Origin of the sequence: Neobacillus sp. NPDC093127 (assembly GCF_044754175.1) — a bacterium.
In the GTDB taxonomy this organism is placed as follows: Bacteria; Bacillota; Bacilli; order Bacillales; family Cytobacillaceae; genus Neobacillus.
The window spans coordinates 188962-210275 of sequence record NZ_JBIVOP010000007.1 but is presented as its reverse complement, the minus strand read 5'-3'; the positions used below and the strand labels follow the sequence as shown (position 1 = coordinate 210275).

The window sequence follows — 21314 nt, the reverse complement described above, 5'->3', positions numbered from 1 at the left end:
ACTTTCTGGGAGAGGAATGATTACCTGAGATGTTCGATACTAGGAAAGGCATGGAATGGATCATTAACGCGCTTAGAAAAGACCAATCTCCCGACGGCTCGTGGGACTATCCATTTGATACAGGGATTTCTACTGATGCTTATATGATCATTTTATTACGGACCTTGGAGATAAATGATGAGGAATTAATTCAAGGGCTTACAAAGAGGATTTTAAGCAGACAGGAAAAGAATGGGGCTTGGAAGTTATTTTTTGATGAAGGCGACGGGAATGTAACGGCAACCTTGGAGGCCTATTACGCCCTCCTTTATTCAGGATATTACCCGAAAAATGACAAGCGGCTCCGGGCAGCGAAAAAATTTATTTTAGCTAATGGAGGGATTAAACAGGCCAGCACGTATACAAAAATCATGCTTGCTTTAACTGGACAACAAAAATGGCCGGCATTTTCCCCGTTTCCGATTGAGGTGATTCTATTACCAGAGGTGTTCCCGCTCAATTTCTATTCCTTCTCTGTTTTTGGGAGAGCAAACTTAACACCAATCATGATTCTTGCAGAAAAAAAATTATCAATCAGGACGGCTAACAGTCCGGACCTCTCAGAATTACATTTACACCGGGATGAGGAGGACGCATGGATTCGCTCCACCGAAATGCGCTCGTTGTTATCTTTTCTAGACGATGGTGTAAAAAGTTTAATTGGCATTCCTAAAGAACTTCGCCGGTTAGCGATTGAGCGGGCGAAAAAGTATATGCTCAATCACATTGAAGCAGATGGGACCTTCTACAGTTATTACAGCTGCACCTTTTTAATGATCTTCGCCTTGCTTTCATTAGGGTATAAGAAAACCGACCCTGTTATCTTAAAGGCAATTGAAGGTATAAAGTCGATGAAATGTGAAATCAACGGTTTGCCCCATATGCAGTATACAACAGCCAACGTCTGGAACACTTCATTGATTGGCTTTGCCCTGCAAGCTGCGGGAATCCCTACAACAGATCCGATGGTGGAAAATGCCAATCGATACCTCCTCGAGCGGCAGCACCATAAATTCGGCGATTGGGTGATTCATAATCCCAATACTTTACCAGGCGGCTGGGGCTTTTCCGATGTGAATACCATCCTGCCTGACGTTGATGATACAACCGCCACTCTTAGATCGATTTCGAGAATCGTTCCAACCGAACTTTCTGCCTGGGAACGGGGGATCAACTGGACGTTTTCGATGCAAAACGATGACGGCGGCTGGCCGGCTTTTGAAAGAAATACGGATTCAAAGCTGGTTGAATTTTTACCGCTTGAGAAAGCTGAATTCCTTCTGATGGACCCTTCTTGTGCCGATCTTACCGGAAGAACGTTAGAGTTTTTCGGAAACTATACGAATCTCCCTAAAGATCACACTGCAATTAAAAAAGGGATCAAGTGGCTGATGAAGGATCAAAAGCGGGATGGTTCTTGGTATGGCCGCTGGGGTATTTGCTATCTTTATGGAACATGGGGCGCTATAACAGGACTATCAGCTGTTGGGGTACCGAAAAATAATCCAAGCATTCAAAAGGCGGCCAGTTGGTTACAGGGCATCCAAAACGAAAATGGCGGCTGGGGTGAATCGTGTCATAGTGATAGTAAGAAAAGGTATATACCGCTGCGCGCAAGTACTTTAACACATACCTCATGGGCGCTGGATGCCTTGATCACCGTGTCAGAAAAACCAACATCTGAGATTCGCAAGGGAATTCAATATTTATTAGATTCTCTCGATAAAGAGGATTGGACCACTGCCTACCCAAAAGGGCAGGGCATGGGAGGCGCCTTTTATATTCACTATCACAGCTACCGCTATATTTTTCCACTGCTGACATTAGCACACTTTCAAAAAAAATTTGAACAAAAAGAAAAAACATCGACGGTTTAGTGTCCCCGTCGGTGTTTTTATTTAGATATTATGGCCGGTAACTTCTTATAGATATCGACCATTTCTTCCAGCCGCATCCTAACTAACCCACTTGAGGAAGGAGCAACAAAGTCAATCGTCCCCGGCACTACCGCCCCTGCCTGGACTCCCCATGGAACTGTTTTCCGGCCGCTATATTGTTGATAAACCCCTTTTCCGACAAAACAAATGACTTTGGGCATAAATCGGTGGATCTTCTCCTTTAAAATCTCTCTTCCCGCAATGTATTCTTCCTTGGTAATTTCATCGGCTGCTTTCGTTGGTCTTTGAACGATATTAGAAAAACCAAATCCCAAGTCTAATAGCGCTGCATCCTCATGAGGCTCATACTTGCGGTCCGTCAAGCCCGCTAAGTGAATAATTTTCCAAAACCGATTATTGGGATTGGCATAATGATGCCCAAGCTCACTGGAACGAATACTCGGGTTAAATCCAACAAATAAAATCTGCAAACCTTCTTTTAGATGATCACTAACCGGGTTCATGATTTCTCCCTCTTTTCCTCCAATAAGGATTTCTTTTTATTTTACCCTATTCAAGTTGTTGGAGTAATCCCATTTCGAAAGGAAGTAATAATAGTGGCCAGCAAGCCAACAATCGCAACAATGATCAACGAATAAAAAAATCGTGCATCCTGAAGGAGAAGGAGCCCAGTAATGATGATCACCGTGTCAGTAGCAAAGATAATCACACCTACATTCACTTTTGACCATTTTGCGATTAATAGGGCAAGCAGGTCCATTCCGCCCGGACTGATATGGGATCGTAACATGACCCCTACCCCAATTCCAATGATTATAGCTCCGATAATCACACTGCAGATAATCGGCAGCTGGATAGTCCCATTTAATGGCAGCAAAATTTCAATCATCATACCTGAAACGATGGCTCCCATCAATCCATTAATGAAATATAATGGGTCAGCCTTATAAGCAAATAAGTACACAGGTATATTTAGGAGAATAAACATTACTCCAGCTTTCAAACCCCATATATAGTTCAGCAAAAGACTGATACCAAAAAAACCCCCATTAATCAAATGAAAAGGAAGAATGAAACCGTTTATTCCTACCCCAATCAGCGTGCTTCCAAATCCGATTATTGCCAATCTCTTCAACATATTATCAGCCCTTGTCCACGTTCATTATTACACTAATATGTTTAAAATAGCTAGTTCATTCGATGTGGGGGTGATTTAAGAAAAATAGAGCCGCTTTTGGCGGCCCCATATAAATAAAAAAGGTTAATATTCATCTAATTGGAGGTAAAGATCTTCACATTCACTTTCCCTTAGCTCGATTACACGATAAATTCTTTGCAGCTTTTCCAATTCATTTTCAGCTTCAAGCTGTTGTTTTAACTTATGAATTTCAGCTTCGATTTTCTCTATCTTGTCTTCAATTTTATTTATATTTAATTCTTCTTCCACTTTCCTCACTTTTTGCGGCTTGATTTTATTTTGCACAGCCCGTTCAATCGGCTTTACCTCAAGCTCGTTCAGCTTTGTTTTTGCCCAATCATAATTTCCAGCGAAAGAGTGAACCGTCCCATCCTGAAGCCAATAGATTTTATTAAACAATTTATTGAGAAAATAACGGTCATGGGAAACGGCTAAAATCGTGCCATTAAATTGTTCCAAGGCTTCCTCGAGTACTTCGCACGAATCAACATCCAAGTGATTAGTTGGTTCATCCAAAATTAGCAGATTGATATCCTGGTACATCAATTGCGCAAGGCGCAGCCGCATCCTCTCACCGCCGCTTAGCTGGTTTACCTTACGAAACACTGCTGGACCGTAGAATAAAAATCGCGCTAAAATATGACGGGCCTCTCCTTCATTTACAACAACTTCAGAGCGAAATACGTCAATGAGTTGTTCATCGCCAATATCCTCGAACACATGCTGTGATAAATAGCCAATCTTTACATTGCTTCCAACCTTTACGACTCCGCTATCTGTTTCGCATTCTTTAAGAATCATTTTTAAAATAGTGGATTTTCCTGTACCGTTTTCACCGACAATCGCCGTTCGATCCTTATATTGGATGTGCATATTCACATGGTCAAATAGGGTTCGAATTCCAAAGCGCTTCGAAACATCTTCCAAAACGATAACATCCTTACCACTCCGATTATTCGCTTCAAAATCAATCGCCATTTTTTTAACATCGATTTTTGGGCGATCAAATTTTTCGATGCGATCAAGCGCCCGCTGCATATTAGTTGCACGTTTATGAAGGGCTGCACTTGGCGGATTCGCCCTGTTAGCCCAGTCTCGCAGCCGCTTTATTGCTTCTTTCATCTTTTTTATTTTTCGCTGTTGTTCTTGAAACTCCTGAAATTCGCGTAAAAGTTTTTCCTCTTTCTCCTTTACATAGCCGCTGAAATTCGTATGGTACAAATCAATTTCACCATCCTCCATCTCCAGCACTTTTGTCACGACCTCGTCTAAAAAGTAACGATCATGGGAAATCAAAATTATTGTTCCTTTGTAGTCTTTAAGAAAGGAACCCAGCCATTCAATCGCCATCAGGTCGAGGTGATTCGTCGGCTCATCCAGTAATAGTAATTCTGGATTTTTTAATAAACTTAACCCAAGCCCGACCTTCGTTTTTTCTCCACCACTTAATGTGGAAAACGTTTTATCAAGAAGGCTGGTAATATTCAAACCGTTAGCAATCCGCTCTAACTGCGCATCCATTTCATAGCCGCCATTAAGGATAAAATCATCCTGGAGCTTTCCATATTGCTCCATTAATCTTTGCAGCAAATCAGGGTCCAATTCATGCCCCATTTCCTTTTCTAATTGTCGCAGCATCGTTTCCGTTTCCGTCAAATGATCAAAGGCTGTTTTTAAAACTTCCTTGGCAGTTAATTCATGAAAGTCAGGAATCTGTGCTAAATAGCCGATTTTCAGTCCCTTTTTCCAATGAATAACCCCCTCGTCTATAGTTTCCTGATTGGCTAACAGTTTTAATAATGTCGTTTTTCCGCCGCCGTTACGACCGACAAGGCCAATCCGGCTTCCTTCTAGCACTTCAAATGATAAATCTTTAAAAATGATATTACCGCCAAATGATTTCGCTATATGATTTACACTACAAATAATCATGTTCATTCTCCTCACTAATAATAATTAAGATGAACATCTCTCCAACGTAAAAAAAGCCGCAGGCATCTTTAATAACCCGCAGCTTGTATATTTGGGCATGAAAAAAGAGTGCATGGACGCACTCTTTACATACCTAATTATAGTGGGTAAAGAGATGTGTTATCGTTCCATATTCACAATGAATTTTCGTAAAAAGGGCAGACTCCCCCCTTTGAAAACTACATCATGAAAAATTGCACGATAAATAGTAAGGGCTTCAAGCCACTGTAAGCGTGCAAAAATAGAACATTTCATCTCTTATCCACCTCCGTTTCCAAATAAGTTAGTTTCATTGTAATTTTTTCCGGTCAAAATAGCAAGACCATTTTAGCTGAATTGTCTAAAGTTTCAAATTCAGAGCGAAAAGAGCGAACATCTCCTGTTCGCTCTTTCGTTTAATGGTCTTATTGAAATTTTAGAGTACTCAGGCCCCTTTATTAGCAGATAATTTTGCCTTCAAAGTAATCAATTTGCCCTCGCGATACACTTCAAATTTAATCTCATCACCGGTCTTCACTTTTGAATATAAATATTTTCGTAATTCCGATGAATTAGCTATTTTCGTTCCATTCATCGAAACAATGACATCCTTCGGCTGGAATCCGGCCCGGGCTGCGGTTGAATTAGGATCAATATTCATTACCAGCACACCCTGCTTCACGTTGTTTGGAAGGCTTTGCCAATAAACTTGCGGAACTTGGTCAAGATCGGCAAGGCCGACACCAAGATACGGTCTGTCAACTTTGCCGCTTTTGATTAATTGGTTCACGATGGGAATCAAATCATTACTAGGAATCGCAAAGCCTAATCCTTCGACACCACTCTCAGAAATTTTCAGACTATTAATGCCAATTACCTGTCCCTGTGGATTAATTAAAGCGCCGCCGCTGTTTCCAGGGTTAATTGCTGCATCCGTTTGAATAACATTGGTCTCCCAGTTTCCTGCCGAAGTCGAAACAGGAATGCTGCGGTCGACGGCACTGACAATTCCCTGTGTAACTGTCCTTGAAAGGTTAAGGCCAAGCGGGTTCCCAATCGCAAAAACCTGATCCCCGGGGCGAAGTTTTGCAGAATCCCCAAAATCAGCCGTTGAAATAACATATTTTGCCTCAATCTTTAATACAGCAAGATCAGTTAAGGCGTCTGTTCCAACCACTTCCGCCGTTGTTTTTTGACCGTCATATAAAGAAATCTCCAGCTTCGAAGCCCCCTCGACTACATGATTATTTGTAACTATAAAGGCAATATCATTATTTTTTTGAAAAATAACCCCGGAGCCGGAACCTGCTTGAACACTTTGCCCTGAACTAGAATTTCCCCAAACATCGTTATTTTGCTGCTGCTGGAAGTTAACAACGCCGACAATTGCCTTGGATACTTTTTCAACAGTATCAGCAATCGAACCATTTGAGGCCATTGCTGGCTGCGCTGATACTGGCTTGACTGGATTATCAGAACTGCTCGTCACTTGATTCTCCACATTCGGATAAAAGCTTTTTATGTAATCCGTGTGCGGAAGAATCGTTAACGTCAATACTGAGCCAATTACTCCGGCTGCAAGTGTAGAGGCAAATCCTTTTAGATTCCGTTTTTTAGGTTTCTCTTGCTCAACCTGGCTCGTTATTCGGGTTTGTTCGGAAACTGGCGGAACCGCTGCTTCCTCTAATCTAACCGCTGCTTTTGAGTCTGCACTCTTGCCTGCATTGACGGAATCAACTGGCTCGACTGTGAACTCAACATCGACTGCATTCCTATTTCCCTCCCTATTCTCGAAATCGCTTGGATCATTAGAAAATGCTTCTGTATGGGTACTATCCGTTATCTCAGATGAATTTGTTTGATCTTGTTCGAATTCATTTTCATTTTTATAATCCATCTTGATCATTCTCCTTTAGGATTGCTATTTGTTATTCTATAATCCTTACTTTAACCGACAAATTTTAACAAACTATTAACAAACTTTAACGACTTTAGGAATTTAATAAGAAATTATCTTGAATTAGCAATGTAAAAAGCCGCAGGCTTTATCCCGCGGCTTTCAAGTAATTATTCATTCTTAATGCGAATGACAAATTTTGTACCTTTTCCCTCTTCACTAGACACTTCAATGTCACCGTTATGAAGGAGAACTAGTTGTCTTACAATCGACAAACCCAGCCCAAATTCACCATAGGGATTACTGGTTCTGGAGATATCTGCTTTATAGAATCGACGCCAAATGTTTTCAATCTCGGTTGAATTGATGCCAATTCCGGTGTCTTCCACCTCGATAATCGTATCGTTCTGCTCGGTTCTTCCCCGCAGCCAGATGGTCCCGTTTTCAGTAAATTGAATACTATTTTTGGTGATGTTAATTAAAATTTGCACAAGGCGATCATAATCGGCGTTCACCATTACATCTGGTGCGGCATCAACAACAATTTGATTATACTTCTCTTCCGCCTGAAGCATCAATTGTTCCTGAATGATTTCCAGCACTTCCAAAAGCTGAATTTCTTCTTTAAAAAGCTGGATTTGATTCGAGCGGATTTTCTCATAGTCTAGGTTTTCATTGACTAGGCGAATCAATCTTTTTGCTTCGTGGCTAACTAGGTTGATTCCCCGCTCTTTGTCTTCTTCGGGAATCATGTTATTCTTTAACCCTTCAATCACGCCGCTAATTGTCGTTAACGGTGTCCGCATCTCATGAGACACATCGGCCATAAACTGCCGTCTGCGATTTTCAAGACTCTCAATTTCCTCCATTGAGGCGTTTATTTTATCGACCATATGATTAAAATCATTGGCTAATTCACCGATTTCATCAAAATTAGAAGAATGTACATGGACATGGTAATTCCCTGCCGAGACAAGCGAGGTTGCCTCACGCAGACGTTTTATCCGGTTCACATGAATTCTTGATAAATACCAACTAAACAAGAACGATACACCAAGGGCGATTAAGATGGTATAAAGCAAAAATTGATTGATTCGGTGGATCATCACACTTGACCCGCTTATCGGGGAAGTTAATAAAATGCCGCCAATAAATGTCCCGTGGTCTATAAAGGGTAAGACAACAAAGGTCACACCTTCTTGGCCAAACCTTTTAAAATCACTGTTTACCACTAGCGTTTGGCCCTTGGATATTTTATCCCAATCAGAAGAGGATAACCCGCTAATCCTCTGAGAAGGTCTTCCCACGCTATAAAGAACTGCATCCTGATCAAACACACTAAAACTCATTTTTCTTGCAGCTAATACATTACTATATTGTTTAAAAATTTGCGGCTGATAATCACGAGGGCTCTCTTCAATATCTGACAAGATTGCCTTTCCATAAGTGATTAACTCTTCTGCTTTGTTCTCATAAACTAAATTTTCAAGATAATGGGCAAACAACAGGCTTAAGATTAAAAACGCAACGATAATGATGCTAATATGGCTGAAAAACTGTTGATAAAAATACTTAAATTTCATCTGTTTTGCTTGCTTCATCAAACTTATACCCTACTCCCCAAACAGTATGGAAGAATGGCTGCGACGCAGTTTCTACTTTTTTCCGGAGCCGCTTAATGTGCACATCAACAGTCCGTTCATCACCGTAAAACTGATATCCCCACACTCTTTCTAGCAGCTGCTCTCTTGAGAATACCTGCTTTGGATGCTCCACCATATAATAAAGTAAATCGAACTCTTTTGGTGTTAGATTTGTAACGGGCGTTCCGTCAACAAACACTTCTCTCGTGATTTTATTAACGTTAAAATGTTCGGTTTGCAGAAAACCCTCCATCTCCTTCGGTGCCTGGTTTTGGAAACGGCGGGTTACCGCCTTAATTCTTGCCATCAGGGTAAGAGGACTAAACGGTTTCGTCACATAATCATCTGCCCCCATCTCAAGGCCAAGCACTTGGTCTGATTCACTATCCTTCGCTGTTAACATAATAATCGGAACGGCAAACTTTTCTTCTCGTATCTTCCGGCAAATCGTCACGCCATCCATTCCTGGAAGCATCCAGTCAACAATAAGGGCATCCCATGTCCCGCTTTTAAAGCGCTTATAGCCTTGGACGCCATCATTAACAAACTCGCCTTCAATTCCTTCTTTGGCAAAAAACATCTCAATCATCGAGCAGACACTTTTATTATCCTCAATCACTAATATTTTCAACATACTTCAACTCCCAGCATAGAAACTCACATCTTTAGTGTAATCGAATTTATAGCTATATCAAACCATCTGCCTAAATCTTCTCGACAATTTAATACTTTGTTCATAGTTTATTAATAGATGTGGTGCGAGCTGAGTCTGGCTTCTAGGTCGGAAGGAAGATAGTGGTTCAGTTCTTCAATCCATTTGAATTCCTTTTAAAATCATTTCGACAAATATTTCAGCTACTTCCCTGTCAGTACAGCTTCCGTTTGGATTAAACCACTGGTAACTCCAATTTGTGATCCCCAAAATTCCAAAGGTAATAATCGCGGCATTTAAATCAGGGCGCAATTCACCATTCTTCATTCCGGATTCGATTAACTCCTCAATGTTCAGCCGGAAACGGTCACGCTTTAGGTCAATTAAGGCGTGGCGCTCAGGACTCAAATTTTTTAATTCTCTAAAAAATATTTTTGCTTTAGGGCCCCGGAGTTTAATGTCGGAAAGCAGCATAAAAACAATCTCAAATAATTTTTGTTTGCAGGAATTCTTCTCGTCTTTAAAAATCCGTTCCTGCTGAACAAGCAATCCATTGATGTATCCTAAATGAATATCCATTAATAATTCTTCTTTACTCGAGAAGTAATAGTAAAATGTCCCCTTTGTCACGCCAAGGGAATCGACAATATCCTGGATTGATGTTTCACTAAATCCCTTTTTTTCAAATAAGCGGATGCTTTGTTCCGTTATTTTTTCTTTCACCTTTATGTCCTCACAATCCATTTTTATACTAACCGGTTGGTATCTCTTTACAACAATTATACTTCCCAAAATGTAAATATTCAAATTCGTTTTTTATTATCCTTAAAAATCTTACGGATATCTCTTAAATGACTTCTTTTGCTTATTCATCACTTCATACGATTTTTCGATAATATCCGTTAGGACATCGCCTTTGTAGATCCTGCCAAGCTTTAATCCCTGTTGATAATACTCGACAATTTCATCAAGTTTTGCAGAGGTTTCCTTCGTGATTCTCACATTTAATTGAATTCTTTCGGTTTCAGTCAAGAAAGACACTCCTTTTTTAATGCTAGCTAATTGCTAGCAGATAACTATTTCATTGTTATTATTCGCTAGTATACTATAATCCTTCAAATTTTTCATCAAAATAAAAAAATGGCCCTCATTTAAATTCTTCTCATCCTTGTTACATGAAATGGCAAACATCTAGCAATATTATAACAAGGGAGGTGTGCTGAATGATTTTATCTTGGATATTTGCAGCAGCGCTGGCTGCACAACAAATACATGCTCCAGACAGTTTAACCATTACCAAAGACGGCCAAAATGTGACAAACATCAATCGGTTAGATTTTTCTTTTCCATATACTGATTTACCAATTATTGATTCCAACAAATACAACCAATTTTTGGACAAATTAGATAAACAATTTGCGGTCCAACCGGAAAATGCCATTATTGATCGGAATGGAACTATTTTAGCTGAACAAGTTGGCTATCGAATTCATCGTCAGGCCTTCACGGAACAATTCTATATTTACTATTTTTCACATAAACAATCCCAATTGGAAATTCCCATGCTTACTGTTTATCCTAAAGTAGATAGTGAATTGCTTAGTAATATCCGCAGTTTGCGTATTGGCCGTTATGTCACTTCTTTCAATTCGCATAACAAAAACCGCTCTACCAATATTGAATTAGCAGCAAAAGCGATTAATAATCATGTCGTCTTTCCTGGAGAGGTGTTTTCTTTTAACAAAGTAGTAGGTAAACGGACAGATGCACGGGGCTACCTGCGGGCTAAAGTGATTGTCAGAGGCGAGTATGCTGAGGACATTGGCGGAGGTATTTGTCAGGTTTCCTCAACACTCTTTAATGCTGTTGATAATGCCGGGCTGAAGATTGTCGAACGATTTTCTCACAGTCGGTCTGTCCCCTATATTCCACCAGGGCGTGATGCAACTGTTAGCTGGTATGGACCAGACTTTGCATTTAAAAATAATTATTATCAGCCAGTGTTAATCCAAGCAAGAACGCTTGGCCATTTATTAATCATAAAGCTCTATTCTGCCGAAAACATCGAGTACATACCGCGGAAAGTACCCTCCGCCATAAATTAACAAAAGTCCGCTAAGAATGCGGACTTTTTTAATTATTGTTTATTTTTATTTAAGGCACTTGTTAAAAGCTCTTCTGAAAATTCGGTTAAGGCTGCATCATCCATCTTATTAAAATTCATCTTTGAGGAAAAGTTTTTTACTGCATTTTGTAAAGGAAGTGCTAAGTCTTTACGCCTTCCTCTTCCTCTAGCTGCGCCAAAAACGGCCGCGCCTAAGCCGATCCCCACGAGAGATGCCCACATTGCGCCCCTGCCTTTTCGTTTCGGTGCAAATAATTTAATAAACGGCTGCCTCCTAATGTCCCTCATCAACAGCACTCCTTCCGCAAATATGGAAATTGGATTTTACCCCTTTCCATTTGCTTAATTTGTGCATTTTCAGCTGAAAATATGTTTTAAAAACTGTTTTTGCTTTGTTACTTACTGGAAGGATTTTGACCATATAGATGGTAAAGTTTTTCTTTGGATAAAAATAAATAATTGAGACTATTGGTATGAAAGTTTTTGATGGAGGAACTAGAGATTAAGGAAATAGGCAGCTGGCCCAGCTTTTTAAAATATTTATACCAGCGGTTACTCGGAGGATAACATTCAAAGCCTAATGACCTAATCCCCTTATTAATTGTAGTAATTCCAATAATCCCTTTAATATTAGACTCCTCAGGGTGGTCTTTCAGATAACTTGCAAGCAAAGGCATAGAGCTTAGAACTAGCTTATACATCAGCCTTGCCCTCATTAAATCATTTTTTATTTTTTTAAATTCATGTAATAGCCTAATATTATGCAAATGAATTTTTAATAAACAATCGTTTCTGTTTATCTTTGTACCATCGGCAAGAGTGAAATTCCCACCTTTGTATTTGGTAATTCGAACCCGAAATACGGATTGGTTATTTGGGTCATCATTAATATAATGCAAACGGGAACATAAATAAAATAGCGGGTCTATAAGCTTCCAGATCCATAATATTGTTAGACGTAAAATCATCTTAGAGTCACTCCCTTAACGGTCTTCATCCATAGGATGATAAAGATGTTTCGTTTTTAGTTTGGTAATCTAAGGATATGTATCGGATATGAAAAAAAGCCGGTAATTAGCCCGGCTTTAAGAAATTTGGTGTAAGGTAATTTCAGGACGACTGCCAATACGGATATTAACACCTGTCTGACCAAGACCTTCACTTATATAAAATGGCTTCCCGTTGTGATAGTGCAGTCCTTTAATAATGTTCATCCGAACAAGTTTCCCCATCTTCATTAAATGAAATGGTTTTGGCCAATGGATTTGTCCGCCATGAAAATGGCCAGATAACAGGTAATCAAAAGTGTAGTCCTTCATTTGCAGAACCACGTTTGGATCATGTGTCAAAACAAGATTATAACCATTAGGTAAATTTCGATAAGATTCTTCAATATTGCTTCGTCCTGAATGATTATCATCAATTCCGATAATATTAAGTGTATCGTCATTAATGTTTAGGGATATATGCTGGTTTTGAAGCGTGATACATCCATTTTCCTCTAAGGTTTGTTTTAAGCAATCGAAATTTTCACCTTTAAGGTAATAATCATGATTACCGAAAACAGCGTAAATCCCAAGTTTTGGATTTATTCTACCTAAAACGTTTAAATATGGAATTAATTTCGGAATACTTTTTTTTCTGTCAAGAAAATCACCCGTTAAGGCAATCAAATCAATCGATTCCTTCGAAACAGATTGATATAATTCCTCGGGTGAAATCGATATATTTTCAAGATGAATATCAGAAAGATGAAGAATATTCAAGTTAGGATGCGCTAATTTGGAGTGAGAAACATTAATCGTATTGATGGCTACTTTCTTTGTATTTTTATAAGCCCGATAGAAAATAACGAATAGAATGATGATGCACATTAGAAAAATCAAAGATATCCCCTCCCACTACTGAGTATAGTAGCAAGAGCAGATACATTATAGTGGTAGTTGATGGGAAATAAAGTTTACATAATATCATTATCGTTAATTTAAAGTTAAACTTAATTAGAAGAGAACCTCTCTCCGCTTCTTATCATACTATGCAAAAAAAGATAAGTGGGTGGAGTCTATGGGAGGATTAACATATATTGATTTCTTAGCCAAGTTTGGTGTTGGCGGTGCCCATCCTGGTGGAATTCCTTTAACCAAGAACATGCTTTCCAGAGAAAATATTACTGAGAACACAGTTATTTTGGATGCAGGCTGCGGCACAGGACAAACTACTGCTTATTTATCCCAGCAGTATAACGCTAACGTATTCGGTTTGGAGCTCAATCCAATTATGCTTGAAAAGGCGAAGGCCCGATTTGAAACCTTACAGCTTCCAATTCAATTATTCCAAGGTTCAGTAGAAGAGCTTCCGTTTGAAGATCATACTTTCGACATTATTTTGTCTGAGTCTGTTTTAGCTTTTGTTAATAAACCGACAGCATTAAGGGAATTTTACCGCGTTTTAAAAAAGGGCGGCCGCTTAATTGCCAACGAAATGACAATAAATACAAAATTAGATTCACTAGAGGAAGCAGAAATCAAGGAATTTTATGGCTTAGATTCATTATTACTTGAGAAAGATTGGAAGCGCTTATTAGAAAAAACTGGGTTTCAAAATATTGAAATACAAACCCAGAAACAAACGATGAGTCAAGGTAATCCGTCCCAAGAATTTAATTTTTCAAAGAACTTTGAACCTGAGCTATTTGATATTCTTAATCAGCACGGAAATATTGTCATCAAGTACCATGATATTTTAAGCTATCGTACTATTTTCTGTACAAAATAAGAAAAGCGCAAGCGCCCTGTTCAGCGGCGTATGGCCTGGAGCGCTCCAACTGAGATAAAGGAAACACGGTGAGCTTCGCTGCCCGATGTTGACTTATCGTAGGGCGGAGCTCGAAGGACACTAGCCGCTAGGGCGCTGGAGCTGGACAATTCTCAAAGTAAAAAATTTATACTTTATCTTTTAATAATATGCTGCAAAGCCCCTTATTTTTCTGATGGGGCTTTTTTACTTTATTAATTAATACATCCCGCCCCTTTTCAAATAAAGGACAAGAACTAGTTCATTTGCCTGTGCAACCAATAACCTCTTTTCATATTTTATAGCAAGTACAAGTTAAAGGAGGCATTTGGCATGAATCTAAATTATGAGCAAGCACGCGGATTAGAGGGCAAAGTTATCAAGGTTCAAAATCATGAAGGAAAATGGGTAATGGCACGGGTGGTCAAGGTAAGAAAAGATGGCCTTGAGGTCGAAGAAGTTAATTCCACAAGCTCTAATGATGGATACGGTTACGGCTTTTGGGGTCGTAGACCGTTTTTCAGACCGTTCTTTGTCCCATTTATTGGTTTTCCATTCTTCTTTTGGTAAGCAAGTATAGCTTAATACTTGCTTTTATTTGCCTATTTTCTCCTCTTCACGACAGTTAATAGGATGAACGCCTTTCTTGAAGTGAATATTATTGACATTTCGTTAAAAAATAACGCTGAAAGGATGGGTGAAGTTATGGATAAAACATTAGGATATCTTAGGGAAATTTTAGCTAACTATACTGATGAACATACAGAGGGCAGACATTTATACCGAAAATTAATGGAAGGCGATTATGCTTCCGAAGGAGCTTTTGTCCGTGATTTAAGCCAAAAGGAAAGTCGTTTTTTAAATAAGATTCTTCCAAATGAAATTAGCTATGCCAAAGAGGAACATGACAAAAAAAGAGCATTTGAACTAAATGAAGTATATGAACTACTTTTTTAACAAAGAAAGATGGCAGAAACTATTCTGCCATCTTTTAACGAAATATTTCATTTTTTGCAAAAAATATTTCCGAGGTAAGCGCACAGTACGACAAATGAAGATAGATATACGGTGCTCATTTCCCTACTAAACGACACAAAACACCTTGAAACTACAAAAATCAATCCTGTCTATTTGCTAATTCCTTCTAATACGACAAATCCACTTTCATCAAGCTGTTAATGAATACCTTTTTTCTTAAATCTTCCGCCGCGTACCTCGGCAATATCCGCAACAGCTAAAAAGGCACTATCGTCATTTTCGGTAACGATTTCCTTCAATTTTGCTTCTTCAAGACGATTGATGACACAAAAAATTACTTTTTTATCGTCACCAGAATAGGCACCCTCTCCATTGATGTAAGTAACACCGCGCCCAAGTCGATTCATAATCGCATCGCCAATTTTTCTGGCGTTATCACTAATGATCCAAACCGATTTGGATTCATCAAGCCCTGTAATGGTAATATCAATCGTTTTGTAAGCGACAAAATAGGCAATCAAGGAATACATAGCCCGGTCCCAGGTGAAAACAAAACCGGCACAACCTAGAATAAAGAGATTAAAGAACATGATGATTTCCCCGACGGAAAAAGGGAGTTTATTATTAAAAAGAATGGCAAGGATCTCAGTACCATCTAAGGAGCCGCCGTAGCGAATAACCATACCTACGCCAATACCGAGTACGATTCCACCGAAAACAGTTGCAAGAAGGATATCTTGGGTAAAGGCTGGAACCGGGTGAAGCAGGGTAGTACCTATTGATAGGACTATAATGCCATATAAGGTTGATAAGGCGAAGGTTTTACCGATTTGTTTGTAACCAATAAAGAAGAAAGGGATATTAAGAATAAATAGGAAAATTCCTAGTTTCCAGCCTGTAATGTAGGAAAGCATGATAGAAATTCCAGTAATCCCGCCATCAATAACATTATTGGGAACCAGGAAGATTTCGAGTCCTACTGACATCAGCGTGGCACCAATCGTTATTAAAAGTATCCGTAGAAAAAGCTTTCGTTTCGTCAATCTGCGATGCTGAATTTTAGCCATAATCGCTTCCTGCTGTTCAAGTATAGTTAATTCTTGTGTTCCTGTCATTATCTTGCCCCTTTCGAAATAGTGTTCTAAATACAGTATAGCGAATTTAGCCATTGTTTTATATAAATATGCCTTAAATTAGTCGATTAGAAAAAGAAACTGCCTGAATTCAGGCAGCCGGTTTGTTTCATTAACTTGGGTCAACCTCGTCGTATGATAGTGTGATAACTCTCGTATATTCTCCGTTGTCAATCTCTTTCTCTGAGGCACTTTGCTCTAATTCTTCCTGATCATCGATTCCCGGAGCAAGTGTTGGCCGATCATTTTGGCTGTCTTTCCTTTTAGACAATGTGAAACACTCCCTTCCGAGAATATTTTCCCAAAAACTTTGGGTAATATACCGGGATATTAAAAACCGCCAAATCTGGAGGCTATTTATTTAGTCCACAATTGGATTTTTGAAATTGTCCTGAACGGGAATATTGTTCTCTTTAATTTTCCCCTCGATTTGCCATTTGTGACTCGACAAGTAGTCATCAAACGGAAGGGTTACTTTACTGCCATCCCTATCCTCAAATTTATATTGATATAAACTAGTGGTGCCTTGGTGGTTTCGATATACAACATTTACTTTGGTGATTTCATCCCATTTATACTCTGTTTCCTTTATGCTTGTTAAGTAATTATAATGAATACCAGCCTCATCCAAGTAATAATAATTGGTAAGGCTAAGGAAAAAAGCCGGTATACTGGCAATCAGTAAGACAGCTATTAGCCATTTGAAAGTACGCCCTTCGAAGCGCTCCCTAAATAGTAAATAAACGGTAAATACAACCGCGATAAATAACATTCCACACATAAAGGTTATATAGGCAGAAAATGGCGTCGAAAAAAACCATTGAGACCGCGAATAATAAACTAGACTTTGAAACGATGCCACCACCACAAACGGAACAAACAAACTGCTTATGTATAAAATAATCGTATATGCTACTAATTTTACATGATGATCCTCTGATGCTTCTCTTCTTTTTAATAACAACAAAAAAATCTCCCCTTATGTATTGATTTTATCTCTCTCCATTTTACCCTATAATTGCCAATATTTAAATTATTTGACGAGAATTATAAGAAAAAGTGGCAAGAAATCAATACTAATTTTTGTAGATTTTATCTGCTTTTAAAAAATTTTAGGATAAGATCCTTTTCTTAAAATACATATCCATTCATTATCTTGGCATACTACTTTTGTATTGAAATTTTTTAAAGAAAGAAGGAATATTTAATGACAGTAGGAACACAGGTAAAACAAGCATTAGCAGGCTTAAAAAGTGCACAGGCAAGCTTTGAAACCTTTGCATTGGCAACAGATAACCAAAATGCCAAACAACTATATCAGCAGGCAGCACAGCAAACTCAATCTGTTCTTGACAGCCTAGAAACACGTCTTCAAGAAATTGTCGCTGAAGAACCACAATACAATCAATAATGGCTTAGAATAGGTTGGCGATTCTGCCAACCCATTTTTCATTTTCCAACAAATCTTCAGCCGCACATAAGAAAGGAGGTCTTTGATGTGACCGTTGCTTCAAATGTAAAACAATGCCTTTCGACCATAAAAGGGATTGAAGCACAATTATCCTCCCTCGCTCTAAATTCTCTTGAAGAGGAAGCAAAGGCCGTTTTCCATGAAACAGCTTTAACGATGGCTGATGTTAAAAAAGACCTTCAATACCGAGTTTTGGAGCTTGAACGCCAGGAACCGCAGTACAAAGGTTCATAACAATTTTGAGGTGAAAAATAATGCCAGGTTGGTTTTTTATAATAACTCGGTCGTTGATTTTTTTGCTGCTCTTATTTATTACAACAAAAATACTAGGAAAGAAACAAATCTCAGAGCTCTCTTTCTTTGAGTACGTTGTAGGGATTACGATTGGAAGTATTGCCGGTGAAGTCGTTACCGGTCTTGAGTCTAACTTGTATCATGGCGCTTTAGCTATTTGTGTATTTGGCTTTATTACTTTCTTGGTTAACTTTTTATCCATAAAAAGCAAGAAATTCAGTGATCTCGTTGAAGGTAAAGGGACTGTTGTTATTAAAGACGGAAAAATATTAGAGAACAATCTAAAAAAAGAAAAGTATACCATTGATGAACTTTCAGCCCTCCTTCGGGCAAAGGATATATTTCGAGTTGCTGACGTTGAATTTGCCGTTTTAGAACCAAGAGGAAATTTAAGCGCATTATTAAAAAAAGAAAACCGTCCACTTACACCAAAAGATTTACAAATGAAAATGGGAAAGGAAAAAGAACCGCAAACCGTCATTATGGACGGAAATATTATGGATGAACCATTAAGATGGTCTGGAAAAGGCAGAGGATGGCTCTATACAGAATTAGAAAAACTAGGAGTAACGCTAGATAATGTCTTTTTGGGCCAAGTGGATTCATACGGTGAACTAACTGTAGACCTTTATGATGATAAAATCCAGGTACCTGAGGCAGCTCAGCGCCCCCTCTTACTTGCGACACTTAAAAAAACCCAAGCTGATTTAGAAATATTTACACTTGCAACCGATTGTGATCAATCAAAAGCAATGTATAAAAAAAATGCATCGATCCTACAGGATGCAATTGAAAAACTTGCGCCTTTTCTTAATGGGTAATGTAAAAATCCTTATCAACCAAGATTGATAAGGATTTAAATTTTTCAGGAGTTTATTGTGTTATCGTTTGTTGTTATTGAAATAGAAGCAGTACTGCTTTTGTTTGAAATATAGCTGTGCAGCACCATCCCCAGCATAACTAATACCATCCCGCACCATGATAAAGCATTTGGGAATAAGGAATTCAAAAGTAACAATTCGCCAATAACTGCGAATAAAACTTCCATGGATTGAGTCGCTTCAACGGCAGCTAATTTTTGCATATCCCCTCTCACAAGATCCGTGGCATGAAAGAAAAGAATCGTTGCGATGACACCAGACGAAATGGCAACCAAGCTGGATTGGATCGTTTGTCCGATGCTGGGTGGTCCAGCTGTTCGTAAACCATACACGGATAGAACTAGCCAAAAAGGCATGCTCGCCAGCGTCATTCCTAATACTCGTTGGAAAACATCAAGGCGCCCCCCGCACAAATCCATCATTTTACGATTTCCCAGCGGATAGGCAAAGGAGGCTAGGATAACAGGAAGCACACCCAAAGAGATTGCCGCAAAGGATAAATGATTGGCCTGCTGCAGCTGCATTAGGATGATTCCAAGCAAAATGATTGATGACATCGCCATTCCTTTAAAAGGAATTTTTCCTTTCAATTGAATGGTACCCTTTTCAGTCATAACCTGTTCGTAAAAGAGCGGCGCCAGCAATGATCCAGAGATAATCGTAATTTGCCATGTAGCTGCGATTAACCACCCAGGTGCATAGGAAGCAGAAAAACAAATCGGTGCATAGAACAAGCCAAACCCAATCGAACTCCATGAAGCCCAAGCAAATGGGCGGCTTTTCATTTCTTTAAGCAATGGTGTAAAGTTTTTTCGTGCAATTACGATGATAAACAGAAATGGAACCATAAAGAAATAGCGTAACGATGCGCTCCAAATCCAGCTGCCGCCTGCTAAATCCATCGACCTGTTTAAAATAAACGTAAAGGCAAAAAAGAAAGCAGCAAAGATACCTAATATTATGGGCCGCATTAAACAATCACCTTCTTACTATCAATATAGTGTTATTTTCTATGAAAAAAGGGAAACCATCAAGTAGTTTCCCGCTAAAAATTAATTTCTTTCCATATTGGACTCGCCAAAAAGATACCTTCTCCCCCTTAGAGCAATAAAAAAGGAACAAATGAACAGGGCAGCTGCAACCTTAAATGTCGTTCGTACCCCAAATTCATCTGTAATCCAGCCCATCACGAGCGACGAAATCCCAAACGCAGCAAAAACAAGAGTTCCCCGAGCAGAATAGACTTTGGCAAGCAGCTGTTCCCTTGCGCTTTTTTGAATGATCGTTGTCTCGGCAACATCCCGGGCCATTTGCGGCAAACCAAACATAAAGGAGACGAAAAGGGCAAACCAAGGAATCGAGGTCATGCCAAACATTAAGGTGATGGCAATTAAACTAAAGGTCGACCAAAGAATTGTTTTTCCTAAATTTCTTTCTACTAGGTAGGAGAAACGATAAATCAGCAGGCCGGCAAACAGCATTCCGGCAAAAAAGGAGCCATTAATAAACCCCCACCAATTCTCTCCTTTATTTAATGCTTCGGAAACATATACAAACAAAATGGCAGCAATCCATACCCCGTTTGCAAAGGTTTCAAGGATGTTCATATAACTGATGGTCCGAAGCTGTTTAGATTTCCAAATGATTCCCCAGCCCTCTTTCAAGGCATCCAAACGAGTTTGGTCCTCTTGAGCTTGGATGTGTACAGCTTGTTCAATTAACCCCATTAAAGCCGTTGAAATGAAATACAAGCTGAAGGTTAACCACAGAATATTACCGGCACCTAAGGATACTAACAGAATACTGCCGATTGGCCAGGCAACCAGCTGGACAATCTGATCGGATATTGAAAGTAAACTATTCGTTTTTACGAGTTTCCCCTCTTCGACCAGACTTGGTACCATCGCATTTCGTGCAGGTGAAGCCCATCCATCTAAAAAAGAAATAAGACAAATGAGCAAATAGATCCAAAACAAGCCTCCCATTTTAAACGTAGCAGCACTTATGGTCAATACAAACAGCAAGATGGTCTTACCGCTTTGTGAATAAAACAAGATTGACTTGAGTCTGTATTTATTAATCACCAATGGTGCCAATAAACCGCTAATCAAAGCTGAAATGGTATTAAAAAACGGAACAAGCGACATATAGGTAACAGAACCGGTCGCATCAAATATCAACTTAATTAAACAGACAATATATAAGATATCTCCCAAGTTGGCAAACATTTGCCCAAACCAAAGAAACCGGAAAGAAGTCTGTTTTCCGACAATAATAGACATAAAACACCCTCACTTTTTATTCAATTGATATGGATAAAAGTAAAGGATTTTACATCGGATTGCCTCCCGTTCATAATGCT

Annotated in this window: 25 protein-coding genes; 8 read left to right on the top strand and 17 right to left on the bottom strand. The window is 39.1% G+C overall.

The genetic code is table 11. From position 1 onward, the window contains the following. Positions 1–29: 29 nt before the first annotated feature. Positions 30–1916 (top strand): squalene--hopene cyclase, encoded by a 1887-nt coding sequence (shc, locus tag ACIQCO_RS12470; protein ID WP_400428882.1) that lies wholly within the window; start codon positions 30–32, stop codon positions 1914–1916. 17 nt (positions 1917–1933) lie between these two features. Here shc and mug read toward each other — a convergent pair whose 3' ends face one another. The 9 genes from mug to ACIQCO_RS12425 form a co-directional block, all read right to left on the bottom strand. Beyond that, positions 1934–2440 (bottom strand): G/U mismatch-specific DNA glycosylase, encoded by a 507-nt coding sequence (mug, locus tag ACIQCO_RS12465; RefSeq protein ID WP_400428880.1) that lies wholly within the window; start codon positions 2438–2440, stop codon positions 1934–1936. A gap of 50 nt (positions 2441–2490) precedes the next feature. Beyond that, on the bottom strand, positions 2491–3075 hold the full coding sequence (locus tag ACIQCO_RS12460; protein ID WP_400428878.1) for a YitT family protein: 585 nt from the start codon (positions 3073–3075) through the stop codon (positions 2491–2493). A 123-nt stretch (positions 3076–3198) separates the two neighbouring features. Beyond that, positions 3199–5067, bottom strand: coding sequence for a ribosomal protection-like ABC-F family protein (gene abc-f / locus ACIQCO_RS12455; RefSeq protein WP_400428876.1), 1869 nt, complete (start codon positions 5065–5067; stop codon positions 3199–3201). Between the two features lie 159 nt (positions 5068–5226). Beyond that, on the bottom strand, positions 5227–5361 hold the full coding sequence (locus ACIQCO_RS12450; protein ID WP_400428875.1) for an RAxF-45 family protein: 135 nt from the start codon (positions 5359–5361) through the stop codon (positions 5227–5229). A 169-nt stretch (positions 5362–5530) separates the two neighbouring features. After that, positions 5531–6982: a S1C family serine protease gene (locus ACIQCO_RS12445; protein WP_400428873.1), complete on the bottom strand. Its 1452-nt coding sequence runs from the start codon at positions 6980–6982 to the stop codon at positions 5531–5533. 170 nt (positions 6983–7152) lie between these two features. Then, complete coding sequence (locus tag ACIQCO_RS12440; RefSeq protein ID WP_400428871.1) at positions 7153–8565, bottom strand: ATP-binding protein; 1413 nt, start codon at positions 8563–8565, stop codon at positions 7153–7155. Beyond that, a complete protein-coding gene (locus ACIQCO_RS12435) occupies positions 8555–9256 on the bottom strand; it encodes a winged helix-turn-helix domain-containing protein (RefSeq protein ID WP_400428908.1) in 702 nt (233 codons plus the stop codon). Before ACIQCO_RS12435 ends, ACIQCO_RS12440 begins: the two co-directional genes overlap by 11 nt. A gap of 177 nt (positions 9257–9433) precedes the next feature. Then, a complete protein-coding gene (locus ACIQCO_RS12430; RefSeq protein ID WP_400428869.1) occupies positions 9434–10000 on the bottom strand; it encodes a TetR/AcrR family transcriptional regulator in 567 nt (188 codons plus the stop codon). 111 nt (positions 10001–10111) lie between these two features. Then, a complete protein-coding gene (locus ACIQCO_RS12425; protein WP_024028964.1) occupies positions 10112–10309 on the bottom strand; it encodes a hypothetical protein in 198 nt (65 codons plus the stop codon). A 191-nt stretch (positions 10310–10500) separates the two neighbouring features. Between ACIQCO_RS12425 and ACIQCO_RS12420 the strand changes: the two genes are divergently transcribed. Then, on the top strand, positions 10501–11382 hold the full coding sequence (locus tag ACIQCO_RS12420) for a VanW family protein (RefSeq protein ID WP_400428866.1): 882 nt from the start codon (positions 10501–10503) through the stop codon (positions 11380–11382). A 32-nt stretch (positions 11383–11414) separates the two neighbouring features. Here the strand turns inward: ACIQCO_RS12420 and ACIQCO_RS12415 are convergent, their stop codons facing one another. The 3 genes from ACIQCO_RS12415 to ACIQCO_RS12405 form a co-directional block, all read right to left on the bottom strand. Further along, positions 11415–11690 (bottom strand): hypothetical protein, encoded by a 276-nt coding sequence (locus tag ACIQCO_RS12415; protein WP_400428865.1) that lies wholly within the window; start codon positions 11688–11690, stop codon positions 11415–11417. A 107-nt stretch (positions 11691–11797) separates the two neighbouring features. Next, a complete protein-coding gene (locus ACIQCO_RS12410) occupies positions 11798–12370 on the bottom strand; it encodes a YkoP family protein (protein ID WP_400428863.1) in 573 nt (190 codons plus the stop codon). A gap of 117 nt (positions 12371–12487) precedes the next feature. Further along, positions 12488–13294, bottom strand: a complete 807-nt coding sequence (locus tag ACIQCO_RS12405; RefSeq protein ID WP_400428907.1) for a metallophosphoesterase — start codon at positions 13292–13294, stop codon at positions 12488–12490. A 172-nt stretch (positions 13295–13466) separates the two neighbouring features. On the opposite strand from ACIQCO_RS12405, the gene ACIQCO_RS12400 reads away from it, so the two are divergent. The 3 genes from ACIQCO_RS12400 (at position 13467) to ACIQCO_RS12390 (ending at position 15152) form a co-directional block, all read left to right on the top strand. Beyond that, positions 13467–14177 (top strand): class I SAM-dependent methyltransferase, encoded by a 711-nt coding sequence (locus tag ACIQCO_RS12400; protein ID WP_400428861.1) that lies wholly within the window; start codon positions 13467–13469, stop codon positions 14175–14177. A 351-nt stretch (positions 14178–14528) separates the two neighbouring features. Beyond that, on the top strand, positions 14529–14765 hold the full coding sequence (locus tag ACIQCO_RS12395) for a hypothetical protein (protein WP_400428859.1): 237 nt from the start codon (positions 14529–14531) through the stop codon (positions 14763–14765). 135 nt (positions 14766–14900) lie between these two features. Next, on the top strand, positions 14901–15152 hold the full coding sequence (locus ACIQCO_RS12390) for a sigma-G-dependent sporulation-specific acid-soluble spore protein CsgA (RefSeq protein ID WP_400428857.1): 252 nt from the start codon (positions 14901–14903) through the stop codon (positions 15150–15152). Positions 15153–15370: 218 nt separating this feature from the next. On the opposite strand, the gene ACIQCO_RS12385 is transcribed toward ACIQCO_RS12390, so the two are convergent. The 3 genes from ACIQCO_RS12385 to ACIQCO_RS12375 all read right to left on the bottom strand — a co-directional run bounded on the left by ACIQCO_RS12385 (position 15371) and on the right by ACIQCO_RS12375 (position 17273). Then, on the bottom strand, positions 15371–16288 hold the full coding sequence (locus ACIQCO_RS12385) for a YitT family protein (RefSeq protein ID WP_400428855.1): 918 nt from the start codon (positions 16286–16288) through the stop codon (positions 15371–15373). A 130-nt stretch (positions 16289–16418) separates the two neighbouring features. Beyond that, positions 16419–16577 carry a hypothetical protein gene (locus ACIQCO_RS12380; protein WP_400428854.1) on the bottom strand — a complete coding sequence of 53 codons (159 nt, stop codon included), beginning with the start codon at positions 16575–16577 and terminating at the stop codon, positions 16419–16421. Between the two features lie 90 nt (positions 16578–16667). Then, positions 16668–17273: a hypothetical protein gene (locus tag ACIQCO_RS12375; protein WP_400428852.1), complete on the bottom strand. Its 606-nt coding sequence runs from the start codon at positions 17271–17273 to the stop codon at positions 16668–16670. 240 nt (positions 17274–17513) lie between these two features. On the opposite strand from ACIQCO_RS12375, the gene ACIQCO_RS12370 reads away from it, so the two are divergent. The 3 genes from ACIQCO_RS12370 (at position 17514) to ACIQCO_RS12360 (ending at position 18892) form a co-directional block, all read left to right on the top strand. After that, complete coding sequence (locus ACIQCO_RS12370; RefSeq protein WP_400428850.1) at positions 17514–17717, top strand: DUF1657 domain-containing protein; 204 nt, start codon at positions 17514–17516, stop codon at positions 17715–17717. 87 nt (positions 17718–17804) lie between these two features. After that, positions 17805–18011, top strand: coding sequence for a DUF1657 domain-containing protein (locus ACIQCO_RS12365; RefSeq protein ID WP_400428848.1), 207 nt, complete (start codon positions 17805–17807; stop codon positions 18009–18011). A 20-nt stretch (positions 18012–18031) separates the two neighbouring features. Then, entirely contained in the window at positions 18032–18892 is an 861-nt protein-coding gene (locus ACIQCO_RS12360) for a DUF421 domain-containing protein (protein WP_400428846.1), read from the top strand. A 44-nt stretch (positions 18893–18936) separates the two neighbouring features. On the opposite strand, the gene ACIQCO_RS12355 is transcribed toward ACIQCO_RS12360, so the two are convergent. Together ACIQCO_RS12355 and ACIQCO_RS12350 are read right to left on the bottom strand one after the other, a co-directional pair. Next, positions 18937–19923: a DMT family transporter gene (locus ACIQCO_RS12355; protein ID WP_400428844.1), complete on the bottom strand. Its 987-nt coding sequence runs from the start codon at positions 19921–19923 to the stop codon at positions 18937–18939. Positions 19924–20004: 81 nt separating this feature from the next. After that, positions 20005–21234, bottom strand: a complete 1230-nt coding sequence (locus tag ACIQCO_RS12350) for an MFS transporter (protein ID WP_400428842.1) — start codon at positions 21232–21234, stop codon at positions 20005–20007. Positions 21235–21314 lie beyond the last annotated feature (80 nt).